The 23531-nt window shown below is 49.9% G+C and carries 21 protein-coding genes and 4 tRNA genes; 12 read left to right on the forward strand and 13 right to left on the reverse strand.

Annotation, left to right across the window (positions count from 1 at the left end):
- Nucleotides 1-159 precede the first annotated feature (159 nt).
- The 3 genes from LHL18_RS15230 to LHL18_RS15240 are packed head-to-tail and all read left to right on the forward strand — an operon-like array spanning nucleotide 160 to nucleotide 3346.
- Nucleotides 160-399 carry an OadG family protein gene (locus LHL18_RS15230; protein WP_134056969.1) on the forward strand — a complete coding sequence of 80 codons (240 nt, stop codon included), beginning with the start codon at nucleotides 160-162 and terminating at the stop codon, nucleotides 397-399.
- Nucleotides 400-411: 12 nt separating this feature from the next.
- Nucleotides 412-2196, forward strand: a complete 1785-nt coding sequence (oadA, locus tag LHL18_RS15235; RefSeq protein ID WP_226767678.1) for a sodium-extruding oxaloacetate decarboxylase subunit alpha — start codon at nucleotides 412-414, stop codon at nucleotides 2194-2196.
- Between the two features lie 19 nt (nucleotides 2197-2215).
- The gene (locus tag LHL18_RS15240; RefSeq protein WP_134056965.1) at nucleotides 2216-3346 is read left to right on the forward strand and encodes a sodium ion-translocating decarboxylase subunit beta; all 1131 of its coding nucleotides are present in this window, start codon (nucleotides 2216-2218) and stop codon (nucleotides 3344-3346) included.
- Between the two features lie 61 nt (nucleotides 3347-3407).
- Here the strand turns inward: LHL18_RS15240 and LHL18_RS15245 are convergent, their stop codons facing one another.
- Nucleotides 3408-4760, reverse strand: a complete 1353-nt coding sequence (locus LHL18_RS15245; protein WP_226767679.1) for a peptidoglycan DD-metalloendopeptidase family protein — start codon at nucleotides 4758-4760, stop codon at nucleotides 3408-3410.
- Between the two features lie 148 nt (nucleotides 4761-4908).
- On the opposite strand from LHL18_RS15245, the gene tyrS reads away from it, so the two are divergent.
- Nucleotides 4909-6111, forward strand: a complete 1203-nt coding sequence (tyrS, locus tag LHL18_RS15250) for a tyrosine--tRNA ligase (RefSeq protein ID WP_226767680.1) — start codon at nucleotides 4909-4911, stop codon at nucleotides 6109-6111.
- 144 nt (nucleotides 6112-6255) lie between these two features.
- Nucleotides 6256-8973: an aconitate hydratase AcnA gene (gene acnA / locus LHL18_RS15255; protein WP_226767681.1), complete on the forward strand. Its 2718-nt coding sequence runs from the start codon at nucleotides 6256-6258 to the stop codon at nucleotides 8971-8973.
- A 38-nt stretch (nucleotides 8974-9011) separates the two neighbouring features.
- On the opposite strand, the gene LHL18_RS15260 is transcribed toward acnA, so the two are convergent.
- Nucleotides 9012-10286 carry a mechanosensitive ion channel family protein gene (locus LHL18_RS15260; protein ID WP_226767682.1) on the reverse strand — a complete coding sequence of 425 codons (1275 nt, stop codon included), beginning with the start codon at nucleotides 10284-10286 and terminating at the stop codon, nucleotides 9012-9014.
- A 149-nt stretch (nucleotides 10287-10435) separates the two neighbouring features.
- Between LHL18_RS15260 and LHL18_RS15265 the strand changes: the two genes are divergently transcribed.
- Both LHL18_RS15265 and LHL18_RS15270 read left to right on the forward strand, forming a co-directional pair.
- Entirely contained in the window at nucleotides 10436-11293 is an 858-nt protein-coding gene (locus LHL18_RS15265) for an SPFH domain-containing protein (protein ID WP_134056954.1), read from the forward strand.
- Nucleotides 11294-11301: 8 nt separating this feature from the next.
- Nucleotides 11302-11478, forward strand: a complete 177-nt coding sequence (locus LHL18_RS15270; RefSeq protein ID WP_226767683.1) for an Arc family DNA-binding protein — start codon at nucleotides 11302-11304, stop codon at nucleotides 11476-11478.
- Here LHL18_RS15270 and LHL18_RS15275 read toward each other — a convergent pair.
- On the reverse strand, nucleotides 11475-12377 hold the full coding sequence (locus LHL18_RS15275) for an AEC family transporter (protein ID WP_226767684.1): 903 nt from the start codon (nucleotides 12375-12377) through the stop codon (nucleotides 11475-11477). The genes LHL18_RS15270 and LHL18_RS15275 overlap by 4 nt on opposite strands.
- Nucleotides 12370-12645: a GIY-YIG nuclease family protein gene (locus LHL18_RS15280; RefSeq protein WP_226767685.1), complete on the reverse strand. Its 276-nt coding sequence runs from the start codon at nucleotides 12643-12645 to the stop codon at nucleotides 12370-12372. The genes LHL18_RS15275 and LHL18_RS15280 overlap by 8 nt, the downstream gene beginning before the upstream one ends.
- 112 nt (nucleotides 12646-12757) lie before the next feature.
- Between LHL18_RS15280 and LHL18_RS15285 the strand changes: the two genes are divergently transcribed.
- From LHL18_RS15285 to LHL18_RS15295, 3 genes are all read left to right on the forward strand, one after another.
- The gene (locus LHL18_RS15285) at nucleotides 12758-14008 is read left to right on the forward strand and encodes a DEAD/DEAH box helicase (RefSeq protein WP_134056946.1); all 1251 of its coding nucleotides are present in this window, start codon (nucleotides 12758-12760) and stop codon (nucleotides 14006-14008) included.
- Nucleotides 14009-14143: 135 nt separating this feature from the next.
- Nucleotides 14144-14542, forward strand: a complete 399-nt coding sequence (locus LHL18_RS15290) for an MbcA/ParS/Xre antitoxin family protein (protein WP_226767686.1) — start codon at nucleotides 14144-14146, stop codon at nucleotides 14540-14542.
- Between the two features lie 8 nt (nucleotides 14543-14550).
- The gene (locus tag LHL18_RS15295; RefSeq protein WP_226767687.1) at nucleotides 14551-15252 is read left to right on the forward strand and encodes an RES family NAD+ phosphorylase; all 702 of its coding nucleotides are present in this window, start codon (nucleotides 14551-14553) and stop codon (nucleotides 15250-15252) included.
- A 9-nt stretch (nucleotides 15253-15261) separates the two neighbouring features.
- On the opposite strand, the gene ppiC is transcribed toward LHL18_RS15295, so the two are convergent.
- The 4 genes from ppiC to LHL18_RS15315 form a co-directional block, all read right to left on the reverse strand.
- Entirely contained in the window at nucleotides 15262-15540 is a 279-nt protein-coding gene (gene ppiC, locus LHL18_RS15300) for a peptidylprolyl isomerase PpiC (RefSeq protein ID WP_226767688.1), read from the reverse strand.
- A 288-nt stretch (nucleotides 15541-15828) separates the two neighbouring features.
- Nucleotides 15829-16941: an agmatine deiminase gene (aguA, locus tag LHL18_RS15305; protein WP_226767689.1), complete on the reverse strand. Its 1113-nt coding sequence runs from the start codon at nucleotides 16939-16941 to the stop codon at nucleotides 15829-15831.
- Complete coding sequence (gene aguB, locus LHL18_RS15310) at nucleotides 16942-17838, reverse strand: N-carbamoylputrescine amidase (protein WP_134056938.1); 897 nt, start codon at nucleotides 17836-17838, stop codon at nucleotides 16942-16944.
- A 185-nt stretch (nucleotides 17839-18023) separates the two neighbouring features.
- A complete protein-coding gene (locus LHL18_RS15315) occupies nucleotides 18024-18656 on the reverse strand; it encodes a peroxiredoxin-like family protein (RefSeq protein WP_226767690.1) in 633 nt (210 codons plus the stop codon).
- Nucleotides 18657-18814: 158 nt separating this feature from the next.
- Between LHL18_RS15315 and LHL18_RS15320 the strand changes: the two genes are divergently transcribed.
- Entirely contained in the window at nucleotides 18815-19993 is a 1179-nt protein-coding gene (locus tag LHL18_RS15320; RefSeq protein WP_226767691.1) for an FAD-dependent oxidoreductase, read from the forward strand.
- 314 nt (nucleotides 19994-20307) lie between these two features.
- Here LHL18_RS15320 and LHL18_RS15325 read toward each other — a convergent pair.
- The 4 genes from LHL18_RS15325 to LHL18_RS15340 all read right to left on the reverse strand — a co-directional run bounded on the left by LHL18_RS15325 (nucleotide 20308) and on the right by LHL18_RS15340 (nucleotide 20723).
- Nucleotides 20308-20382 (reverse strand) — tRNA-Gln (locus tag LHL18_RS15325).
- Between the two features lie 54 nt (nucleotides 20383-20436).
- Nucleotides 20437-20511 (reverse strand) — tRNA-Gln (locus LHL18_RS15330).
- Nucleotides 20512-20541: 30 nt separating this feature from the next.
- Nucleotides 20542-20626 (reverse strand) — tRNA-Leu (locus LHL18_RS15335).
- A 20-nt stretch (nucleotides 20627-20646) separates the two neighbouring features.
- Nucleotides 20647-20723, reverse strand: a tRNA-Met gene (locus LHL18_RS15340).
- Between the two features lie 296 nt (nucleotides 20724-21019).
- Between LHL18_RS15340 and LHL18_RS15345 the strand changes: the two genes are divergently transcribed.
- A complete protein-coding gene (locus LHL18_RS15345) occupies nucleotides 21020-22345 on the forward strand; it encodes a methyl-accepting chemotaxis protein (RefSeq protein WP_226767692.1) in 1326 nt (441 codons plus the stop codon).
- Between the two features lie 76 nt (nucleotides 22346-22421).
- On the opposite strand, the gene ychF is transcribed toward LHL18_RS15345, so the two are convergent.
- Nucleotides 22422-23513 carry a redox-regulated ATPase YchF gene (gene ychF, locus LHL18_RS15350; protein ID WP_134056929.1) on the reverse strand — a complete coding sequence of 364 codons (1092 nt, stop codon included), beginning with the start codon at nucleotides 23511-23513 and terminating at the stop codon, nucleotides 22422-22424.
- Between the last annotated feature and the right edge of the window lie 18 nt (nucleotides 23514-23531).

Below are 23531 nucleotides of genomic sequence, written 5' to 3' on the forward strand. Positions count from 1 at the left end.
AATAGCAGTTATCACCGGTTTTTATTTAGTCAGTTGTATTTAACTGCGCATAATGCGCAATCTGCCTGCTGATTACAGTTTGACCTGCTATCGTTCAGAGCAACTGAAGAATCTTTACCGCACAGTCAGCGTAGTGCGAATAACTGATGGAGAGACACTATGGTCGCACAACTGTTATTGGAAGCCGCCAACCTGATGTTTATAGGGATGGTGGCGGTATTTGCCTTCCTGTTATTACTGGTGTTTATCGTGCAGCTGATAAGCGCATTTATGTTGCGTTACTTTCCGGTAAAGCTTGCTGAAAAAGCAAGCCGTATCGACAGCGGCAGTAGCACGACCAGCCCGGCTATCGTGGCAGCAATCTCTGCTGCCGTGCACCAGTATCGCCAAAAACAATAAAAGGACGCCGTTATGAGCAAGCCACTACTACTGACAGAACTGGTGCTGCGTGATGCACACCAGTCACTACTGGCCACCCGTTTACGTTTGGATGACATGTTACCGATAGCCGATAAGCTGGATAAAGTGGGTTACTGGTCGATGGAGTCCTGGGGCGGAGCCACTTTTGACGCCTGCATCCGGTATCTGGGGGAAGATCCATGGCACCGTATTCGAGAGCTGAAAAAAGCCATGCCGAATACCAGGCAGCAAATGTTATTACGCGGCCAGAACTTACTGGGTTATCGCCACTATGCAGATGATGTGGTCGAAGCTTTTGTTGAACGCGCCCATAAAAACGGTGTTGATGTATTTCGTATATTTGATGCAATGAACGACATTCGCAACCTGCAAACGGCTGTGCAGGCGGCCATAAAGGTTGGCGCACATGCGCAGGGGACTATTTCTTACACTGTCAGTCCGGTGCATACCATTGATATGTGGGTTGATATGGCCCGCCAGCTCGAAGACATGGGCTGTCACTCTATCTGTATTAAAGATATGGCTGGCCTGCTCAAGCCCTATGAATGTGAAGAGCTGGTATCGCGTATCAAGGAAGCAACCGGCATTCCGCTGGCAATGCAATGTCATGCGACAACCGGGTTATCAACCGCTACCTACCAAAAAGCCGTTGATGCGGGTATTGATATGCTGGATACCGCTATCTCATCGATGAGCATGACCTATGGTCACAGTGCTACCGAAACCATGGTTGCTATCACTGAGGGTACCGCGCGTGATACCGGTCTGGATATGGAGCTACTGGCCGAAATCGCAGCCTATTTTCGCGATGTACGGAAAAAGTACGCGCAGTTTGAAGGCTCACTCAAAGGCGTAGACGCCCGTATTTTATTAGCGCAGGTGCCAGGTGGCATGCTGACGAATATGGAAAGCCAGCTGAAAGAACAAGGCGCTCTGGACAAGTTAGATGCGGTACTAAAAGAAATCCCGCATGTGCGCGAAGACCTGGGCTTCTTACCTCTGGTTACCCCCACATCACAAATCGTTGGTACTCAGGCAGTATTGAATGTGCTGACCGGCGAGCGCTACAAAAGCATCACTAAGGAAACGGCCGGAGTACTCAAAGGCGAATACGGCGCTACACCTGCTAAGGTCAATGCTGCATTGCAACAACGGGTGCTGGAGGGCGCTGAAGCCATCACCTGCCGCCCGGCCGATTTACTTCAGCCGGAGCTGGACAAACTGCAGCAGGAGCTGAGCAGTCTGGCGAAAACGGAAAGTATCAGGCTGGCCGATCAGCAACTGGACGATGTACTGACCTATGCGCTATTCCCGCAGGTTGGGCTGAAGTTTCTTAAGAACCGTGATAATCCGGCGGCGTTTGAACCTGCGCCCGACGCGGATAGCTCCGAGCATAAAGCAGCGCCGGCCAGCCGGGCGAAAGCGCCACAAAGTGGCCCGGCAAGCTACAGCGTGCGGGTAGATGGCAAGGTGTATGAAGTCGAAGTAGCGCCGAGCGGCGAGTTAAGCTCGGTAAAACCTGTGGTGGAAGAGAATATTCCGGCCAGCGCCTCGGTTACCGGCAACTCAACGCTGAATGCACCACTGGCAGGTAATATCTGGAAAATAGTCACCAAAACCGGCGCTACGGTAAAACGGGGCGACATAGTGATCATTATGGAAGCGATGAAAATGGAAACGGAAGTCAGGGCGGTATCTGATGGCATTGTGGCCAATATCCATGTGGCGGCGGGTGATACTGTCAGCACCGGCGATGTGCTGATTAGCTTTGACTAGACTTGACTGAGGATTATTCATGGATGCTGTTGCAACCTTAATTGCATCAACCGGGCTGGTAAATTTTACCGCCGGTCAGGTCGTGATGATGCTGGTAGGCTTTTTATTGCTGTATCTGGCGATTGCCAGGGGCTTTGAGCCATTATTGCTGGTGCCAATAGGTTTTGGTGCTGTACTGACCAACATTCCACTGGCGGGCATGGGCGAACCCGGTGGCTTGCTGTATATGATTTATGAAGCGGGTATCAGTACTGGCGTGTTTCCTCTGCTGATTTTTATGGGCGTGGGTGCTCTGACCGATTTCAGTGCCTTGATTGCGAATCCAAGAATGCTGCTGTTAGGCGCTGCCGCTCAGTTTGGTATTTTTGCGACATTGCTAGGTGCTATCGCGCTTAATGCGGTGCCGGGTTTGAGCTTTACCATGAAAGAGGCATCTGCCATTGCCATCATCGGCGGGGCAGACGGGCCTACGGCTATTTTCCTCGCATCCAAGCTGGCGCCGGATCTATTGGGGGCAATTGCTGTTGCCGCCTATTCCTATATGGCTTTGGTACCCATTATTCAGCCGCCAATCATGCGGGCGTTAACCAGCAATGCTGAGCGTAACATTCAGATGGTGCAGCTACGTGCGGTCAGTAAAAAAGAGAAGATAGTGTTTCCGCTGGCAGTGCTGTTGCTGACGATTTTGCTATTACCCAGTGCCGCGCCATTAATAGGTATGTTCTGTCTGGGTAACCTGATGCGTGAATGTGGCGTCGTTGAGCGTTTGAGTAAGACAGCGCAGAACGAGCTTATCAACATCGTGACTATCTTCCTTGGCCTGGCGGTAGGCTCAAAACTCAGTGCTGATAAGTTTCTGACGTTGCAAACGCTGGGCATACTGGTGTTGGGAGCTGTGGCATTTGCTATCGGCACCGCATCCGGTGTACTGATGGCTAAGTTGATGGGTAAGTTTTCAAAAGACCCTATCAACCCGCTAATTGGCGCGGCAGGCGTTTCGGCAGTACCTATGGCAGCAAGGGTAGTGAACAAAGTAGGGCTGGAAGCGAACCCGCATAACTTCCTGTTAATGCATGCGATGGGTCCGAATGTAGCGGGTGTGATAGGCTCTGCTGTCGCAGCAGGTATTTTACTGGCGTTAGTTGGCTAATAAATTACTGGCAATAAAAAATCCCGGGCTAACCCGGGATTTTTTATTGCTGAACCAGAAATTATGGCGCCGCAGTAGCAACCGGTGTGTCAGTGGTTTTTGCCAACAATACCCGCTCATTGGTTTGTAACTGCGCCAAAATTTGTTGTGCTTGTGCGGTAAACAGATTCTTTTCCTGGCCTTGCAATGGTGTGGCCTGCGGCAGTTTTACTGTTCTGGGGTTACGGTGTACGCCAGCGACCAGGAACTCATAGTGCAGGTGAGCGCCGGTAACACGACCAGTGCTGCCTAAACGGCCGATAGCTTCGCCCTGGCGTACCTTGTCGCCTTTGGCAACCAGACGCTTAGATAAATGCAGGTATTTGGTCACGATATTGTTTGCATGCTGCACAAACACATAGTGACCATTTAAGTTGTTGTAGGCTGATGCGATAACCCGGCCATCACCTGCCGCCATAATAGGGGTGCCAACCGGCGCCACATAGTCTACGCCATTGTGTGGTCTTACTGTTTTCAGCACCGGGTGCAGGCGCTTCGGGTTGAAGTTTGAACTTACATATTGAAAGCTGACTGGCGCTCTTAAAAACGCCTGACGCATGCTGGCACCATCGGGTTTATAGTAATTACCATCTGTGTGGCGGACCGCCTGATACAGGTGGCCCTGATTAGAGAACTGTGCCGCAACGATATTGCCGTTACTGATAAACTCTCCGTCAACATACTGGGTTTCATATAGCACGCTGAAGCTGTCCCCGGCACGGATGTCCAGACCGAAATCGATGTCCCAGCCAAAAATGCCTGCCAGACTCATGATCTGCGCTTCAGTCAAACCCGCCTCGATACCGGCGCTCCAGAAGTTACTGCGGATCTCGGCATTAGCAAACTGGCTGCGCAGTTCGACTTCTTTTTTCAGCTCTTCAGCAATAAAGCTACCGTCGCTAGTACGGCTGATACGTAAAGTGCTCAGGTGATTCAGTGCGTAGCGTAGTTCCTGCAGTTCACCTTCGGCATTGAGGCCAAACTCCAGCTGCTCACCCGGGAATAGCCGGGTCAGGGTTTTTACGCTGTTACCCAGTGCCAGCACATCGAGCATTACCTGCTGGCTGACATTGGCTTTTTTAAACAGAGCCGATAACGCATCACCTTTTTGTACCTGCAGTACCGACCAGTTTAATGACACATCCTCTTCCGGCAATGCCGGTAAATCGGCAATAGCCTGCTCTTGATCTACTACGTCTTCCTGTTGCGGAACGTTCAGGCTGTAACGTTTGCCAATTTCCAGGCTGTCGCTCTTACTACCTTTGGAAGCTGAAGCCTGTTCTGATGGGAATAATAGAATAACGGATAAAAACACCGAAGTTGCAGCAATCAAGACGCGGTGTTGTGTGGGAATTTTAGTGATAAATTGTCGCATAATACCAGTCTGGGCTTAGGAAACGCACAAAAACCGAGCATATACGGTTTTTTTGCCCGACACCAGACTTTTGTGCGTTTCCCCAAGGCTGAACATGCTATAGAATGCGGGTTCTTTGCACAATCAGGTGAAAAATCAGGAGAAAAAAATGGCGGATTGGGAGCTGGCTTTAGCTGAATTAAAACGCGGCTGCGAAGAAATTCTGCTGGAAGAAGAGCTAATTGCCAAATTAAAAGAAGGCAAGCCACTAAAAATAAAGGCTGGCTTTGACCCGACTGCACCTGATTTGCACCTTGGTCATACCGTTCTTATCAACAAACTGCGCGCTTTCCAGCAACTGGGGCACGAGGTTATTTTCCTGATCGGTGATTTTACCGGTTTAATTGGTGACCCGACCGGCAAAAACGTTACCCGTAAACCGCTAACCCGTGAAGAAGTGCTGGCCAACGCCCAGACTTACAAAGATCAGGTGTTTAAAATACTGGACCCGGCCAAAACCCGGGTGGCGTTTAACTCGGAGTGGATGAACGAGTTAGGTGCTGCCGGCATGATCAAACTGGCGGCCCGGCAAACGGTTGCCCGGATGCTGGAACGGGACGATTTTAAAAAGCGTTATGCCAATAACCAGTCCATTGCTATCCATGAGTTTTTGTATCCGCTGGTGCAGGGCTGGGATTCGGTAGCTTTACAAGCTGATGTCGAAATGGGCGGTACCGATCAGCGCTTTAACCTGTTGATGGGCCGTGAGCTGCAAAAAGATGAAGGTCAGCGCCCGCAAACAGTGATGATGGTACCGCTGCTGGAAGGCTTAGACGGCGTACAGAAAATGTCAAAATCCTTGGGTAATTACGTCGGCATTACCGATGCACCTAATGACATGTTTGGCAAAATTATGTCGATATCAGATGAGTTAATGTGGCGCTACTACGATTTGCTGAGCTTCCGCGCGTTGGAAGATATAGCCGCCCTGAAACAACAGGTGGCAGCAGGTGCCAATCCACGCGATGTAAAAATTGAATTGGCAAAAGAAATTATTGCCCGCTTTCATGACCAGGCCGCGGCAGACGCTGCGCATCAGGATTTTATTCAGCGCTTTAGTAAAAATGCACTGCCGGATGATATCCCTGAGCTAAGTATCAGCTGCGATGGCGACAGCATGCCTATCGCAAACCTGCTAAAAGAAGCTGGCTTAGTGGACAGTACCTCCGAGGCCATTCGTATGATCAAGCAGGGTGCTGTTAAGCTAAATGGTGATACCAAGATAGAAGACACTAAACTGGACATTGCCAAAGGCAGCGAAGCCATTTATCAGGTCGGTAAGCGTAAGTTTGCCAAAATTAGCCTGGTTTAAAAATTCTTTTATTTTATAAATAATTAGCGCAGCAGCTGTATAGTTGCTGCGCATCCCGCTTAGCCAGTCATTCACCGTTAATCCCTCGTACTGTATAGCTGATGAACTACACTTGAGTAATTTACAATCAGCACGAGGTAAGTCATGTCAAAGCGCAACCCTTTTGCCAGCGAACTGTTGGTCAATCAGAAGCCTTATCATATTTTCAGTCTGAAAAAAGCAGCAGAGACATTTGGCGATATTGACCGTTTGCCGTTTTCTCTGAAAATACTACTGGAAAACCTGCTGCGTAATCTTGATGACGATACCGTCACGAAAGACGATATTCAGGCGCTGGTGAACTGGCAGAAAACCGGCACCTCTGATCGTGAAATTGCCTTTCGCCCGGCACGGGTATTAATGCAGGATTTTACCGGTGTACCGGCAGTGGTTGATTTGGCCGCTATGCGCGCCGCTGTCGCTGCACTCGGCGAAGACCCGGATAAGGTCAACCCGTTGTCACCGGTCGACCTGGTAATTGACCACTCTGTGATGGTTGACAAGTACGCTACGGAGCAAGCATTTAAGCAGAACGTTGATATTGAAATGCAGCGAAACTACGAGCGCTACGCCTTTTTACGCTGGGGCGCCAAAGCATTTCGTAATTTTAGGGTTGTGCCGCCTGGCACAGGTATCTGCCATCAGGTAAACCTGGAATACCTGGGGCAGAGTGTCTGGGCAGAGCAAACCGATGACGGCACTCTGGCCTATCCCGATACTCTGGTCGGCACTGACTCGCATACCACTATGATCAATGCGCTGGGCATTCTGGGCTGGGGTGTCGGTGGTATTGAAGCCGAAGCTGCGATGCTGGGGCAGCCGGTGTCGATGATTATTCCTGAAGTGGTGGGGTTTGAGTTCAGCGGTAAGCTGCAGCCCGGCATTACGGCAACCGATCTGGTACTGACTGTAACGCAAATGCTGCGTAAGCATGGTGTGGTCGGAAAGTTTGTCGAGTTTTTTGGTGATGGTCTGGACCAGCTGGCGCTGGCAGATCGGGCGACTATCGCCAATATGGCGCCCGAGTATGGTGCCACCTGTGGTTTTTTCCCGGTTGATCAGGTGACCTTGGATTATATGAAGCTGACCGGCCGGGATGATGCGCTGATTGCCAGAGTGAAAACCTATTGTCAGCAGCAGGGGTTATGGCGTAAAAGCGGCGAAACACCGATATTTACCGACACCCTGCATCTGAATTTAGATACGGTAGTGGCATCGCTGGCAGGGCCGAAGCGGCCACAGGATAAAGTCACTCTGACCGAACTGAAACAGCATTGTGATGCCGCCATTGCGCAAGAGAAAAAGGTCAGCCAGCAGCGCGACGCCGAGCTGCTGAACGAAGGCGGCGGTCAGACTGATGCACCTGTCGTTGACCGCAGTTTCGACTTTAATGGCGAGCGCATTCTGCTGGATAATCATGCGGTGGTTATCGCGGCTATTACTTCTTGCACCAATACGTCCAACCCAAGTGTGCTGATGGCGGCAGGGTTGCTGGCGAAGAATGCTGTTGCTAAAGGGCTAAAACGTCAGCCCTGGGTAAAAAGTTCACTGGCACCCGGCTCTAAAGTGGTTACCCGTTATTTAGAGGACGCCGGGTTAATGCCGTCACTTGAGCAACTGGGGTTTCATCTGGTGGGCTATGGCTGCACAACCTGCATAGGTAACTCGGGGCCGTTAGCCAAGCCGATAGAAGAGGCTATTGCTGCTTCAGATCTGAATGTATCAGCGGTATTGTCAGGTAACCGTAACTTTGAAGGCCGCATTCACCCGCTGGTGAAATCAAACTGGCTGGCATCGCCGCCGTTGGTGGTGGCCTACGCTTTAGCCGGTACGGTAAATATTGATCTTGGCCATCAACCGCTTGGCAAAGACAAACAGGGCAACGACGTCTATTTGAAAGATATCTGGCCAGACAGCCAGCAAATTGCAGACGCGGTAGCCAAAGTTCAAAGCAGTATGTTCAGTGCAGAGTATGCTCAGGTGTTTGAAGGTGATGACAGCTGGCAGGCGATAGATGTGCCGAAAGCGAAGACCTACGCCTGGCCTGATTCTACCTATATCCGTCATCCGGACTTTTTCCGCGGCATGGCAAGAAAACCCAAAGCCGTAGCAGATATCCAGGGCGCGAGAGTATTGGCGATACTGGGCGATTCTGTTACCACTGACCATATTTCACCGGCGGGTTCTATTAAAGCCAGTAGCCCTGCCGGGGAGTACCTGCGTGAGCATGGGGTGAAGCGGGAAGATTTCAACTCGTATGGTTCGCGCCGGGGTAACCACGAAGTGATGGTGCGCGGCACTTTTGCTAATGTACGCATTCGCAATGAAATGGTACCGGGTTCAGAAGGTGGCGTGACCCGGCATTATCCGTCCGGTGAGCAGATGCCAATCTTTGATGCAGCCATGCGTTATCAGCAACAGCAGATACCGCTGATTGTGGTAGCAGGCAAGGAGTATGGTACAGGTTCATCACGCGACTGGGCAGCCAAGGGCACCTTGATGCTGGGTGTCCGAGCCGTACTTGCCGAATCGTTTGAACGTATACACCGCTCAAACCTCATAGGTATGGGGGTATTGCCACTGCAATTTCTGGCCGGAACAGATCGCAAAACGTTAAAGCTGACCGGTGAAGAAAGTTTTACGCTGCGCGGTTTGTCTGCTTTAAAACCGCGGCAAAAGCTGCAGCTGGTGATCACCTATCCGGATGGTGCTAAACAGGAAGTTGATGTGCATTGCCGTATTGATACTGGCAATGAGCTGGCGTATTACCAGCACGGTGGTATTTTGCAGTATGTATTGCGCCGTATGATAGGAGAGGCGTAACAGAGCGGGCGCCTGCTTTGGCAGGCGCCAGTTACTTATTACTCTGCCTTGGGCAATGACAGGCCAGATTTGATATGTAAGTCACGTTGTGGGTAAGGAATAGTAATGCCGGCCTGTTTAAAAGCGCGCCAGATAGCAACATTGATATCCGATTTTACCGTGTCTGCACCGTATTCCGGGTCGGCTATCCAAACCCGCAGTTCAAGTTCAATACCGCTATCAGCAAAGCTTTTTAGCATCACCGTCGGTTCTGGTGTATCCAATACCCGCTTAGATATATGCGCGCATTTTAGCATCAGCGCCATAGCTTGCTCGGGGTCATCTTCGTAGCTTACCTGTACCAGAATTTTCACCCGCACATTGCGGTCTTCATAACTCCAGTTGATCACCTCAGAGGTGATCAGGTTCTCATTTGGTATTAATGTGTCTACACCTTCACGGTTTCGCACCACGACATAGCGCGCTTTAAGCTCGTGTACCCAGCCAAAATTTTCACCGACCGAAATCACATCGCCCGGTTTTACACTGCGGTCCAATACCAGAATAAAGCCACTGATAAAATTAGAGGCAATACGCTGTAAGCCAAAACCTAAACCTACACCCAGCGCACCGCCAAATACCGCCAGTGAACTGAGGTTAATACCAACGGCATTCAGTGCGACTAAAAAGGCGATGGTGATCAGCAGGAATTTACTGAACTTACTAAAACCGACCTGCATGCTGGGGCTGATATGGCGGTTTTTCTTCATTTGTTGGTTTAGCAGCTCTGCCAGCCATAACGCCATGGTAAAAGCGAGAATAATCACCAGCACCAGCTTTACCGTGCCAAGCAGTGATAGCCGGGTTTCGCCAAGATTGAATGCCAGTGCATCCATAGTGCTCAGCAGAGGTGTTAGCCAGCCAGTCAGATGTAACACCACCAGCAACCAGATAACCAAAGCAATCACCGGTTCAGCCGATTTGACCAGCGGACTGGATAGAAAGGCTTTACGCAAGATGTACACCAGTAACCGGATCAGCCCCAGCGCCAGCGCGACCGGCACCAGCGGGGCCAGCAATTGTTGTGGCAGTTCATAGGCTTGCAGCAGTTCGCGACTGAGCGCTAATAAAGCTGCCATGCTAAAAGGCAGCAAAATACGGTGCGAGCTGCGAAGCGCAACATGGCGCAGGCCCTGGCCACCGCTGTCGCTAAGGCGTCGGCCCCAGACCCGGTTTATCAGCAGTGCCAGCACCAGACATACTGCAATAGCCAACAGCTGATACCAGAACGTAATCTGCTGCAGTTGTGTGACAACATCTTGCCACCAGGTCATTATCTGTCCTGACATAAGTCACTCAGGTGTTTTATGTTAATGCGTTTACCTTAGCAGAAAATTGCTGCCCGCCACAGCGGTTAAAACTTGCACTTTCGAAAAACAGCACTAATATGATATTAAATTGATATCACGTTAAGGGTGTTGGCATGTTGAAGGAACGAATGATTAACAGCAAAAGTGGTTTGGGCATGATAGGTGTGTTGCTGATGCTAAAAATATTGGGTATTGCCGGTATAGCGTTACTACCGGTCATACTCAAACCCGTTGCTTTGTTACTGGTCATAATGGTGTTTGTCTGCTGGTTTGGGTTTTATATGGTGCATCCGAACCAGTCTGCGGTCCTGCAGTTGTTCGGCCGCTATGTGGGTACAGATTTAAATAACGGCTTGCGCTGGGCTAATCCATTTTATAGCAAACAAAAGGTCTCGCTTAGGGTGCGTAATTTTGAAAGCAGCAAAATGAAGGTCAATGATAACGCTGGTAACCCGGTTGAAATCGCTGCCGTTGTGGTGTGGAAAGTGGTCGATAGCGCAGAGGCGGTATTTGAGGTAGACAACTATGAGAACTTTGTCAGTATTCAAAGCGAGTCTGCTATCCGCCATTTAGCCTCAAGCTATGCCTACGACGCCGGTAATGATGAAACCATTAGTTTGCGTAGCAGTACTGATGAAGTGACAGAACTGTTGAAACAGGAAATCCAGGCGCGGTTAAATAAAGCCGGCGTGCAGGTGCTGGAAGCCCGCATCAGCCATCTTGCCTATGCCGCTGAAATCGCCAGTGCCATGCTGCAGCGTCAGCAAGCAGCAGCTATCGTAGCGGCCCGGCAAAAAATTGTCGAAGGTGCCGTGGGTATGGTTGAAACAGCTTTGCAGAGTTTGTCAGAGCGTAATGTTATCGACTTAGATGGTGAACGCAAAGCCGCTATGGTCAGTAACCTGCTGGTGGTATTGTGTGGCGACCATCATGTTCAGCCGGTAGTGAATACCGGTAGTTTGTACCAGTAGGGGTTGTTGTGGCAAAGAAAGCCTTTGCGTTACGTATTGATGAGAAAATGCTCAGCGCGTTGCAGCGCTGGGCAGACGATGAGTTTCGCAGCATCAACGGGCAGATTGAATATCTGCTGCATGATGCGCTGAAAAAGGCCGGTCGTTTACCAGCTGTGGCTGATGAGAGTCGCAACGACGACTAATGCAGCAGCCAGGACACTACAGGTAACGTCAGCAAACCCAGCAATATACCCAGGCCAATAATGCCACTGACCAGCCGTGGCGCCAGCCCTGCCATAATAGCAATGGCGCCAGCGGAGATCATCGGTGGCATCGCAGCCTGAAAAATACTGATATTCACGGCTACACCACTGTAACCTAGTGTTAGCCACAATGCCGCAGCCAACAGTGGCATCATCAACAGTTTAATTCCCAGTGCACTTAACAGCGGCACAACTTCACTTTTGCTGAATTTGACTGTTAGGGCAAAACCGACGGCAACCATCACCACAGGTACCAAGGTTGCGGCCAGATTATCGATCAGTTGTGTGATAATGGGCGGATAGTCATATCCGCGCAGCAGCAAGCCAAGTGGCAGAGCAATAAATGATGGGAAAGTAATGATTTTGACTGCTATGCCTTTAAACGTCGGTTTGGCTGCCGTAGGGCTGTATAAGGCCGCGATAATCGTGACATAGCTTGCCAGCGCAATAAAAGAGCCTATCTGATCATATACCACGGCATAGGGCATGGCGGCATCACCAAACAATGCTGCTGTCATCGGGAAACCTAGAAACGAGGTATTGCCAAGCGGCAGCACTATTAACAGCGCGCCGGTTATCTCGCGCGGCCAGTTCAACCATTTACTTAGCAGCAATACAGTTGCCACCACAACCAGCAGCAAAAACCACGGCGTAACGGCCGGGATCAGCAGTTCAGCAGAGAACTGCAACTGAGGCACATTTTTTAAAATAAGCGCTGGTAAGGCGACGTACAGCACATACATATTCAGCGCTATACCACTGCTTTGCGGCATAGCCGGCAGACGGCGCAATAAAACACCTATCATCAGATAGGCTAGGATCAGAACAAAATTATCCATCGGACTCACTTTGGTTATAGTCAGCAACCAGCGCCAGCTTGGCACTTCTGGGCAACTGCTTCAGTTGATATTCGGCTTTTGCCGCACTGCTTTTATCAGGCAAACTTTGTTGAAATACCAGCGTCAGAGGGCCTTTACCGCGCAGCGCCTTCGCTCCGCCTGTTATTTCGCCGCGATGCTGGCGTAAGCGCCGCATCGGGTCAGTACTGATACCGGTGTATAAATGACCATTGGCGGTTTGTACCATATAAAGGTACCAGTTGTTCACTATACTAACTCCGCACGATGCTGTTCTGTTATACTGCGCACTTTGCTCTGGGCGCTATACCGATAAAGACGCCTGACAGCACGGGTCAAGGTTAGGTAAATCAGGAATTTTAATGTCATTTCAATCTCTCGCACTGGCTTCGCCCATCTTACGCGTTCTGACAGAGCAGGGTTATGCATCGCCTACGCCGGTGCAGCTGCAAAGTATACCGGTCATTTTAGCGGGTAAAGACGTTCTGGCTGGCGCTCAGACCGGTACAGGTAAAACAGCAGCTTTTACTTTACCGCTGCTGCAGCAAATGCTCAATGCACCAAAGGTCGTAGCTGCAAACCAGGTACGGGTGCTGGTATTGACGCCAACCCGTGAACTGGCGCAGCAAGTGTATGATAATGTGCGCAAGTATAGCCAGTACCTTAACCTACGTTCTGCCGTGTTTTACGGTGGTGTGTCGATAAGGCCACAGTATGATGAAGCAGAGCTGGGGCTGGACATACTGGTCGCGACGCCAGGCAGGCTGATTGACCACCTGCATCAGAAAACGGTCGACTTATCAGCGCTGGACGTGCTGGTATTGGATGAAGCTGACCGTATGCTGGATATGGGCTTTATTGTCGATATCAAACGCATCATGGCGAAATTGCCTGAGAAACGACAAACACTATTATTTTCAGCAACTTATTCAAATGAAATAAAACAACTGGCCGATGAGCTGCTCAATAGCCCTCAGCTGATTGAAGTTGCGGCCACTAATGCCGCAGCAGAGCGGGTTGAGCAACTGGCTTATCTGGTTGACCGTCATCGTAAACGTGAGCTGCTATCGCATGTTATTGGTAAAAATAACTGGCCACAGGTACTGGTGTTTGTCCGCACTAAACACGGTGCTGACCGTTTGGCGAAACAACTGGCAAAAGACGGTTTGAAGTGTGCTGCTATCCACGGTGATAAAAGCCAGGGCGCACGCACTAAAGCACTGGATGATTTCAAAACAGGCAGTGTGCGAGTACTGGTGGCAACCGATATCGCCGCGCGCGGGCTTGATATTAACGAGTTACCTTACGTAGTGAATTATGATCTGCCGCAAGTGCCGGAAGATTATGTACACCGCATTGGCCGTACAGGCCGGGCAGGCAACAGTGGTGTGGCCTTAACGCTTATCACGCCTGACGAAATTAAAGCCCTGCAGGATATTGAACGGTTAATTCAGCAGGTGATCACAGCGACAGTGTTGCCTGGTTATGAACATGACCCTGATTATGTTACGCCCGAGCAAGCTCAGGCCCGCCACGGCGAAAAAGCCAAAAAACCGATGAAGAAGGGCACGCTCAAAGCTAAGCTCAGAGCAAAAGCGCTGGGTAAAGCCTAAGCTCAGAGGCCATCAATGCAGACAATCACAAGCAGACCATAGCGTCTGCTTTTTTGGGGGTATAGATTCTCTATGTGGACTATTTATGTAATTTAGTCTATATTGATACTGTCGATGTAGCGGGTAGAGGCGGTTATGCAGCTAGTTCAGTTTGATAAGCAAAGCCAACGGCAGATAGCGGCCACCGGTCTGAAAACGGTATTTGCTATTCTGGATAAATGGCACTGCTCTGCAGAGCAGATACAGCGTATTTTGCAGATATCCAAAGCCGCTTATTATAAATACCGCAATGACCCTGGCTGCGCGAGCCTGACGCAAGACCAGTTAGAGCGTATAAGCTATCTGCTGAATATCCATAGCAGTTTGCGGCTGCTGTTTGATAACCCGCAAAACCTGTATGGGTTTATGGCGATGTCTAATCACAACCCATATTTTAATGGCCTTAGCCCGCTCGATGTTATCAGCAGTGGTCAGTTTTCTGCGCTTTATGAAACCTATAAGCACATTGATGCGTTACGCGGTGGTCTGTGGTGATAAAGGCTGTGCCAACTGCTCCAACGCTGGCTGATGTGAAAATACAACAGCAAAAGTGCTTCCGGCTGATTAATTCGAAATATCCGCCGCAGTCAGTATTTGACGATGTGGCTGATGCCGATGAATTTGACGCCCTGTTTGCACTGCAAGCGCTAACCAACCCCAGATTAAAAGCGATGGCCGGTAACCTGAGTCTGTTACCAAGCCGTGATATTCCGTTTGGTATTGCCGGCTGCTCTTATGCAGTCGCACCTTTTACCCATGTCAGTCCGGCAGGCAGCCGTTTTTCTGACGGACGTTTTGGCGTGCTGTATCTGGCTGATACGCTTAAAGCAGCTATTAGCGAAGTGGCCTATCATCAGAACAAGTACTGGTCTAAGGTACCAGAGCTGGCGTACGAGCGTTTTGTATTTCGTGCCTTAAGCTGTGAGTTTTGTGATGTTACGCTGGCAGATCTGACGGTTTTGCCAAGCACTGATGCCATTTATGCGAAAGAAGATTATGCAGCGGCTCAAACGCTGGGGCTAAAGCTGCGCGGCAGTGGTAGTGCCGGTGTGCAGTATCACTCAGTGCGTAGCAGCGGCGCTGTATGCTGGGGCTTGTTCAGCCCACGCTATGTAACCCAAATGGTACAAAGCGCTCATTATGAGATGATTTGGCAAAATGGCGGTATCAGTGCAATAAACAAGATTATCAGTTGCAGTGAATAAGCCACTAAGCTAGCTGCGATAGAGGGTTTTGATCAGGTGAAAACCAAACTGGGTTTTCACCGGCCCCTGAACTTCCAACACCGGGCCTTTGAACACCGCATCATCAAAGGCTTTTACCATCTGGCCTTTACGGAATTCGCCTAAGTCTCCGCCTTTTTTGCCGGACGGGCACAGCGAATGCTGCTTGGCTAACTTGCCAAAATCAGCACCTTTGGCTAATTGCTGTTTCAGTTTTTCCGCTTCTTCGCGGGTTTTTACCAGAATATGTAAGGCGCAGGCTTTAGACATGTACAAACTCCTAAGCTAGACGAATACGGAGATTGGAACCCCGTTTCGGTCGACACAGAGTGTCTGAGCGAGTGTGCAAACACTCGCGAGTTGCTGTGGCGAGCCGAGGCGGGTGTTGCGATCGAAGTATCGACTGCACATCAACTGTGCATTGTTCACGCAGTGGCTGCGTAGATCTTTTCTTCAACACGCCGTAAACCCATCCGTCCAGGCGTTCAACGGTCGAAGAAAAGACTACTTCGCAGCTGCTCACTGTGGCTGTTCAGCTAAGTGAGCAGCTGATATCAATTAACGGGGCTGCTGCTGCGTAATACAGTGAATATTACCGCCACCAAGCAGGATTTCACGCCCAGGCACGGTAACTACCTGATGATCCGGATACAGACGCTGCAGGATTTCTGCTGCAACTTTATCATTTGGATCATCAAAGGTTGGCAGGATTAAACCGCCATTACACAGATAAAAGTTAATGTATGAACCTGCCAGGCGGGCGTTCGCTTCGCGCGGGATAGCGCTCATGGTTGCATCCACAGTGGCGTACTCTTCGGCTTTAGCCATAATCGGCGCCGGTACCGGCAGCTTATGTACCTTAATTTTACGGCCTTTGGCGTCGGTAGCGGCTTCTAAGTAATCCAGCGCGGCTTTACTGCGGGCATACTGTGGATCGCTCTCATCATCCGTCCAGGCCAGCACCACTTCACCGGGTTTAACAAAGCAGGCCATATTGTCGATATGGCCATCAGTTTCATCGTTAAAAATACCGTCTTCTAACCACAGTACTTTATCGATGCCCAGATAGTCGCGCATCTGCTGCTCAATTTGCTCGCGGCTTAAATGCGGGTTGCGGTTGCTATTCAGCAAACATTCGGCTGTGGTCAGTAGCGAGCCTTCACCATCAACATGAATAGCGCCACCTTCAAGCACAAAGCCTTCGGTGCGGTAACGTGGCAGCTGCTCTATGCCGAGAATTTTACTGGCAACCTGGTCATCTTTGTCCCAGGGGAAATACAAACCACCGTTTAACCCGCCCCAGGCGTTAAAGGTCCAGTCGATACCGCGTACTTCACCTGCTGCGTTGGTGACGAAGGTTGGGCCGGTATCACGGCACCAGGCGTCGTTATTGGAAATCTCCACCACGCGGATAGGGAATTTTGTGCCCGCATCGGTCAGCTGCGCCAAGGCGTTAGCATATTGCGCTGCCGAGGCACCTACGGTAACCGGTTCAAAACCGGCAATGGCTTTAATCACAGTAACAAAAGCCTGCTGCGCAGGTTTAGCACCTAAACGCCAGCTGTCGGTGCGTTCAGGCCATACCATCCAGGTTTGTTTATGCGTTGCCCACTCAGCGGGCATGCTAAAACCATCGGCGCGTGGAGTAGAGGTTAAATTACGAAACGCCACTTAATTACCGCCTTGTGTTTTTGGTTGCTTGGTTTCACCGTCTTTGGTCAGCACGGCACCGTATAAATCAATGCGGCGGTCGCGGAACATGCCCCAGGCGCGGCGGGTAGCAGCAACGGCATCTAAATCAAAAGTGTGTACCAGTACAGCTTCTTCGGTTTCACCGGCTTCCTGCACTTTGGCGCCTGTCGCATCCGCAATAAAAGAGCTGCCGTAGAACGTAATATGGTAGTCGCCTTCGGTTTCAGTGCCGATACGGTTAGAGGCAATCAGCGGTGTTAAGTTTGCTGCCGCATGGCCTTGCTGCGTGCGCTGCCAGTGATCGCGTGAACTGATTGTTGGGTCGTGTGGTTCGCTACCGATAGCGGTTGGGTAGAACAGCAGCTCTGCACCCATCAGTGCCATGCTGCGTGCACATTCCGGGAACCACTGATCCCAGCAAATCCCCACGCCGATACGGGCGTATTTGGTATCGAACACTTTAAAACCGGTGTCGCCTGGCGTGAAATAGTACTTTTCACTGTAACCCGGGCCGTCTGGAATATGGCTTTTACGGTAGGTACCCAGATTTTCGCCGTCAGCATCAATAATCACTACGCTGTTATACAGGCAGTGGCCCGCACGCTCATAAATGCTGATTGGCAGCACTACATTCAGCTCTTTGGCTATTTTAGTAAAATGCGCCACAGCTTTGTTTTCTGCCACTGTAGTGGCAAATTCCAGATACTCTGGTTTTTGCTTCTGACAGAAGTAGTTACGCTCAAACAGCTCCTGCAGCAGAATGATCTGTGCGCCTTTTGCTGCGGCGTCACGTACTAAACGTTCACCACGGGCAATGTTTTCATCGACATTCCAGCCGCCAATCATTTGGGTGGCAGCAACAGTTACATTACGCATCAGTCATCTCCGGCACAGGGTAAAACCAACAGGCTAGCATCAGATATAACGCTTGCCAAACAGGGCGCGAAAAATGCCGTATTTTTATGCTGTCGTCAACGCTTTTCCGGAAAAAAACAGCAGCAGAGACGCGAAGTTTGTCTGCTGCTGTGAACAGGTGAGAGACAACCTGAAAATTGCAGAGCTTATTGCAGCGCTAACTCAGCCGCTTTTAGCAGTAACTCACTGTGCAAACGGGTTTTGTAGTTGATGTGCACATAATTAAACAGCGCCTCACCTTGGGTATTAACGATGTACACCGCAGGTACCGGTAACACAACTTTTTCAGTGCCCGCTTCGGTGGTGAGCAGGCTGCCCAGTTTGCCTTTGTAGGCTGCTGCGGTTTTGTCATCCAGATAATAGGCCAGGCCAAAGGCACTGCTGGCGCTGAATTTACTGTCTGACAACAAAGTGTAATTCAGCTGCTGCCCGCCAGTGTCTTTCAGACTTTTATTAATAGACGCTACGCTGTCTGGCGTTATCGCTATCAACTGGTAACCGAGTTTTTCAAGTGCGGGTTCAATCTCCCGCAGTGATGCCAGCTGTGCATTGCAATAAGGGCACCAGCCGCCGCGGTAAAATACCAGTACGCTGGGTTTTTGCTGCACCAGTTGCTGTAGTGCAACGGTTTTACCATCAGCTGTAGTTAAGCTGACCTGCGGTATGCTCAAGCCATTAAGTAACGGTGTAACTTGTTCTGGCGCTGCCGCGATAGTAGGCGCAGCCATAAGTTTGATGCTGAACAATATTGCCGAGGCAGCAATAAGATAACGTGTCATGGTGTATGTCCTTGTTGTCAGATGAACTGTCAACACAGACAGGGCTAATGCAGTTTTACTTTCAACAAAAATATAAACTTTTGCGTCTGAGCCTGAGATTTTCTTTTTTAGCGGGCCCTGGCGTACAATATGGTTAACTCTTCACAAGACAAAATGTTATGACTACGACAGCACAGCAGTTTGATATCAGTATCGTTGGCGGTGGCATGGTGGGGGCGGCTATTGCAGTGGCACTTAGTCAGGCCGGTATGCGGGTAGCTTTAATCGAAAAACAGCCCCCGGTAGCCTTTGATGCCGCCAGTGCGCCGGATTTACGCGTGTCGTCAATCAATCTTGCCAGTGAAGCCTGGCTGACGTCACTTGGAGCCTGGCAGCAACTGGAGAAAATGCGGGTATGTGCGTATCAGCGTCTGCAGGCATTTGAGCAGCCCGGCAGTATCGTTACCTTTAATGCTGCTGATATCAAGCGCAGCCATCTTGGACATATCGTTGAGAACAACCTGTTGCAGCTGGCGCTGTGGCAGCAGTTCAATGCCAATGTCACCACGTTTTGCCCATTATCCGTAAGTGCATTACAGCAGTTCGCTGACAATACAGAAATAACGCTGGACAGCGGCGAAGCGCTGAGCGCTAAGCTGGTGATCGCAGCAGACGGCGCTAACTCAAAGCTGCGTCAGTTAGCGGGTATCGGCACTAATGGCTGGCAATATCGCCAGGCGTGCCTGGTAGCGCTGGTTAATACACCTTACCCACAACAGGATGTCACCTGGCAGCAGTTTACGCCAACCGGCCCAAGAGCGTTTTTACCGTTGCCAGATCAGCAGGGCTCGGTTGTCTGGTACGACGATTTGGTTAAGGTAAAACAGTTGGCGGCATTAAACAGTAAGCAGCTGACACAACAGCTGCGTAAAGCTTTTGCCGCACAGCTTGGTGAAGTAGAGGTAGTATCAAGCAGTTGGTTCCCGCTGGCGCGGATGGACGCTAACCGTTATTACGCCGGCCGTGTTGTGCTGGCTGGTGATGCTGCGCATACCATTAACCCGTTAGCCGGGCAAGGCGTTAATCTGGGGTTTGCCGACGCCAAACTGCTGACTGAGCTGATCATTGATGCGCAGCGCCACAATAGTGATATCGGCAGCGAGCAGCTGCTGCAGCGCTATCAGCGTAAACGTAAGCCGGCAAACCTGCTGATGATGAGCGCTATGGACGGGTTCTACCAGGTGTTTGGCAATGATATCGCGCCGCTTCGCACACTACGCCAACTGGCGCTGAATGTCGCAGCCAGGAGCTCACTGCTTAAAACGCTGGTGGCACGTTATGCAGTGGGGTCGGAATAAGTAGGTATTATTAGCTCAGCGATACGGTTGCAACGCCTGCCGTGCTCGCCATAGCAACTCGTCCTTATGCCTGCGGCAGGACTCAGACACTCTATGGCTGCGCGCTGCAGGGTTCCAACCTTCTCTAAGTAGCAGATTAGAACTCTTTTGGCGCAGCCGCAGAGTGTCTGAGCAAATGCGGTAGCATTTGGGAGTTGCTGCGGTGAGCACAAAAGATGTTGTAATCGGCAAAAGTTAACTAAATTAGAAATGCTTTTGAATTGATGAAGCACTTAAAAGCAAAAACCCAGCATTAGCTGGGTTTTACTGTTTAATGGCAGGGGCGGCTGGATTCGAACCAACGCATGGCGGGATCAAAACCCGCTGCCTTACCGCTTGGCTACGCCCCTGCAAAACGGGCGTGTCATGTCGTTTTCAAAACCACACAACCTATTATAAATTAATGGCAGGGGCGGCTGGATTCGAACCAACGCATGGCGGGATCAAAACCCGCTGCCTTACCGCTTGGCTACGCCCCTGCAAAAACTTGTGTGCATCCACTTTTAAAGTGGTGCGGAGAGAGAGACTCGAACTCTCACACCTCGCGGCGCTGGAACCTAAATCCAGTGCGTCTACCAATTCCGCCATCCCCGCATGCACAGGTAAAGTTAAAGTGGTGGCTACAGCGGGAATCGAACCTGCGACCCCAGCATTATGAGTGCTGTGCTCTAACCAGCTGAGCTATGTAGCCACGCTAACTTGACCTAAGCAAGTGGCGCGTATTATCCAGAACTGCCCCTATAGCGTCAACCGTTTTTTACCTGCTTAATCGTAACTTATGTTTGTTTGCTGTTTTTTTACTCATGCTGCTATGAATTTAAACAAAACTAATTGCTTAATTACCTGGTTATGCTTCAGACAAACTTTGTAGCTTATACAGCATAAGCAAATTTAGTTTCTGGTATAGTGATCTAAATGACCTTGCTTTACGTTAAAGACGCTGGTTTGCAATCTGAGTATTTGCAGTAATTTATATCAGGAGAGCCTATGTTTGGCTTGTTTGGAAGTAGTTTAAAAGCAGAAAATATCCGCCTTAAAGAAGAAATTACTCTGCTCAAGCAGGCTAATGAGCGTTTTAGTGGGCAATTGATGTATCTGATACTGGATACCAACGGCATTATCAAAGCAGCTAACAGCAACTTCAGCAAAGAAACACAGTTGGAACAGAGCCAATTACTTGGCCGCAATATGGCAGATTTGGTTCCAGTGTTGCTGCGCAATACCGAACATTACAAAAAAATGTGTAATGCTTTAAACAGCAATAAGTTTTGGGTCGGTGCCTGGCAGATAGAAAACCACAAAGGCCAGCAGTTTTGGTTAAGGGCGGTCGTGGCGCCGGTGCTTAATAAGCATAACAAACTGGATCATTTTGAAGTTTTTGCCAATAACCTGACCAGAACCATCGATGCATCACAGCAATACGAAAGCATGATTAATGCGATACAACGATCTACAGCGATGATCGAGTTCGACATTGATGGCCATGTACTTTTTGCTAATGATTTATTTTTGGCGGCTATGGGCTATCGCCTGGAAGATATAAAAGGTAAACATCATCGCATGTTCTGTCCGCCTGATATTGCTGGCAGCAAAGAGTATCAGCAATTTTGGCAAAAACTCGGTCAGGGCCAGTTTATTGCGCAGCGTTTTAAAAGGCTGGATCGGGCTGGCAGAGATGTATGGCTGGAGGCATCTTACAATCCAATTGAAGACTCGACAGGTAGGTACTACAAGGTTGTTAAGTTTGCTACTGTGATAACTGAACAGGTGAAACAGGAGCAGGAAGTCTCTGCAGCAGCTCAGGTGGCGTTTGATACGTCCAAAGCTACAGATAACAGCGCCCGTCGTGGTATTGACGTTATGAACGATATGACGGCAAAGATGGGGCAGCTTGAACAGCAAATGACGGCGGCAGTAGAAAATATCAATGATTTGGCTAAACAGTCGCAGGTTATCGGTAACATAGTGCAAAGCATCAGTAGTATTGCCGATCAAACCAACTTACTGGCGTTGAATGCGGCAATAGAAGCGGCTCGTGCCGGTGAGCAGGGCAGAGGCTTTGCCGTAGTTGCAGATGAAGTTCGGCAGCTGGCGTCGCGCACCAGTGCTGCGACAGTAGAAATTGTCGAGGTGGTCAGCCGAAACCAGCAACTCTCCGGCAGTGCGGTTGATATTATTGAGTCAAGTCAGACGCGGGCAAAAGATGTCACTGAGCTGGTTAACCAGGCCAGGTTAACAATTGACGATATTCAGGAAGCGGCGCAAAAAGTGGTCGCTGCGGTGTCTCAGTTCGCTAACCGTATCGCGAAGTAGAGTTGGTGTAACAGCAAGTGAAGTAACAATGGACGGGAAACCTCTCTGCACCAGTCGGGCAGAGAGGTAGCAGCTTTTATACGTTAAAACGGAAATGCATGACATCGCCATCTTTTACGATGTAGTCTTTGCCTTCTAAACGCCATTTCCCGGCTTCTTTAGCACCAGCTTCACCGTTGTACTGCACAAAGTCGTCGTAACCGACTACTTCAGCGCGGATAAAGCCTTTTTCAAAGTCGGTGTGAATAACACCTGCTGCCTGTGGTGCAGTCGCACCGATAGCAACAGTCCAGGCGCGCACTTCTTTAACACCGGCAGTAAAATAGGTGTGCAGGTTTAACAGTGAGTAACCGCCCCGGATAACGCGGTTCAAGCCTGGCTCTTCCAAACCCATGTCAGCCATAAATTCGGCTTTTTCGTCATCGTCCAGTTCAGCAATTTCAGATTCAATGGCTGCACAGACTGGCACCACGATAGCATTTTCTTTATCGGCAATGGCTTTAACGATGTCCAGATAAGGGTTATTTTCAAAACCGTCTTCTGTCACGTTGGCGATATACATGGTTGGCTTGATGGTTAAGAAGTTCATGTACGCTATCGCAGCTTTCTCTTCTTTATCCAGCTCCAGCTGACGCAGCGTTAAGCCTTGTTCTAAGTGGGCTTTTACTTTTTCCAACACTGCCATTTCAGTTTTGGCGTCCTTATCGCCGCCTTTAGCTTTTTTGCTAACGCGCAAAATTGCCCGTTCTGCGCTGTCCATATCAGACAGTACCAATTCCATATTGATAGTGTCGATATCATCAGCCGGGTCAATTTTACCGGCAACGTGAATAATATTGTCATCGTCAAAGCAGCGTACAACATGGCCAATGGCATCTGTTTCACGGATGTTAGCCAGGAATTTGTTACCTAAACCTTCACCTTTGGACGCGCCTTTAACTAAACCGGCGATATCAACGAATTCCATCGTTGTCGGCAGTACGCGCTGCGGGTTTACAATAGCTGCCAGTTTATCTAAGCGCAGATCGGGAACTGGCACTACGCCGGTATTGGGCTCGATAGTACAGAACGGAAAGTTAGCCGCTTCAATGCCTGCTTTGGTTAAGGCGTTGAATAACGTGGATTTGCCTACGTTTGGTAAGCCGACGATGCCACATTTGAAACCCATAATTTGTATCCTTTGCGT

The organism is Rheinheimera aquimaris, assembly GCF_020531985.1.
GTDB classification, from domain to species: domain Bacteria; phylum Pseudomonadota; class Gammaproteobacteria; order Enterobacterales; family Alteromonadaceae; genus Alishewanella; species Alishewanella aquimaris.

Coding starts and splice junctions, on each gene's coding strand:
- LHL18_RS15240 (WP_134056965.1), top strand. CDS start 2,216: ATGGATGCTGTTGCAACCTTAATTGCATCAACCGGGCTGGTAAATTTT.
- LHL18_RS15245 (WP_226767679.1), bottom strand. CDS start 4,760: ATGCGACAATTTATCACTAAAATTCCCACACAACACCGCGTCTTGATT.
- LHL18_RS15290 (WP_226767686.1), top strand. CDS start 14,144: ATGCAGCTAGTTCAGTTTGATAAGCAAAGCCAACGGCAGATAGCGGCC.
- LHL18_RS15320 (WP_226767691.1), top strand. CDS start 18,815: ATGACTACGACAGCACAGCAGTTTGATATCAGTATCGTTGGCGGTGGC.
- oadA (WP_226767678.1), top strand. CDS start 412: ATGAGCAAGCCACTACTACTGACAGAACTGGTGCTGCGTGATGCACAC.
- LHL18_RS15275 (WP_226767684.1), bottom strand. CDS start 12,377: ATGGATAATTTTGTTCTGATCCTAGCCTATCTGATGATAGGTGTTTTA.
- ppiC (WP_226767688.1), bottom strand. CDS start 15,540: ATGTCTAAAGCCTGCGCCTTACATATTCTGGTAAAAACCCGCGAAGAA.
- LHL18_RS15285 (WP_134056946.1), top strand. CDS start 12,758: ATGTCATTTCAATCTCTCGCACTGGCTTCGCCCATCTTACGCGTTCTG.
- LHL18_RS15260 (WP_226767682.1), bottom strand. CDS start 10,286: ATGACCTGGTGGCAAGATGTTGTCACACAACTGCAGCAGATTACGTTC.
- LHL18_RS15345 (WP_226767692.1), top strand. CDS start 21,020: ATGTTTGGCTTGTTTGGAAGTAGTTTAAAAGCAGAAAATATCCGCCTT.
- LHL18_RS15230 (WP_134056969.1), top strand. CDS start 160: ATGGTCGCACAACTGTTATTGGAAGCCGCCAACCTGATGTTTATAGGG.
- LHL18_RS15315 (WP_226767690.1), bottom strand. CDS start 18,656: ATGACACGTTATCTTATTGCTGCCTCGGCAATATTGTTCAGCATCAAA.
- LHL18_RS15265 (WP_134056954.1), top strand. CDS start 10,436: ATGTTGAAGGAACGAATGATTAACAGCAAAAGTGGTTTGGGCATGATA.
- tyrS (WP_226767680.1), top strand. CDS start 4,909: ATGGCGGATTGGGAGCTGGCTTTAGCTGAATTAAAACGCGGCTGCGAA.
- acnA (WP_226767681.1), top strand. CDS start 6,256: ATGTCAAAGCGCAACCCTTTTGCCAGCGAACTGTTGGTCAATCAGAAG.
- ychF (WP_134056929.1), bottom strand. CDS start 23,513: ATGGGTTTCAAATGTGGCATCGTCGGCTTACCAAACGTAGGCAAATCC.
- aguB (WP_134056938.1), bottom strand. CDS start 17,838: ATGCGTAATGTAACTGTTGCTGCCACCCAAATGATTGGCGGCTGGAAT.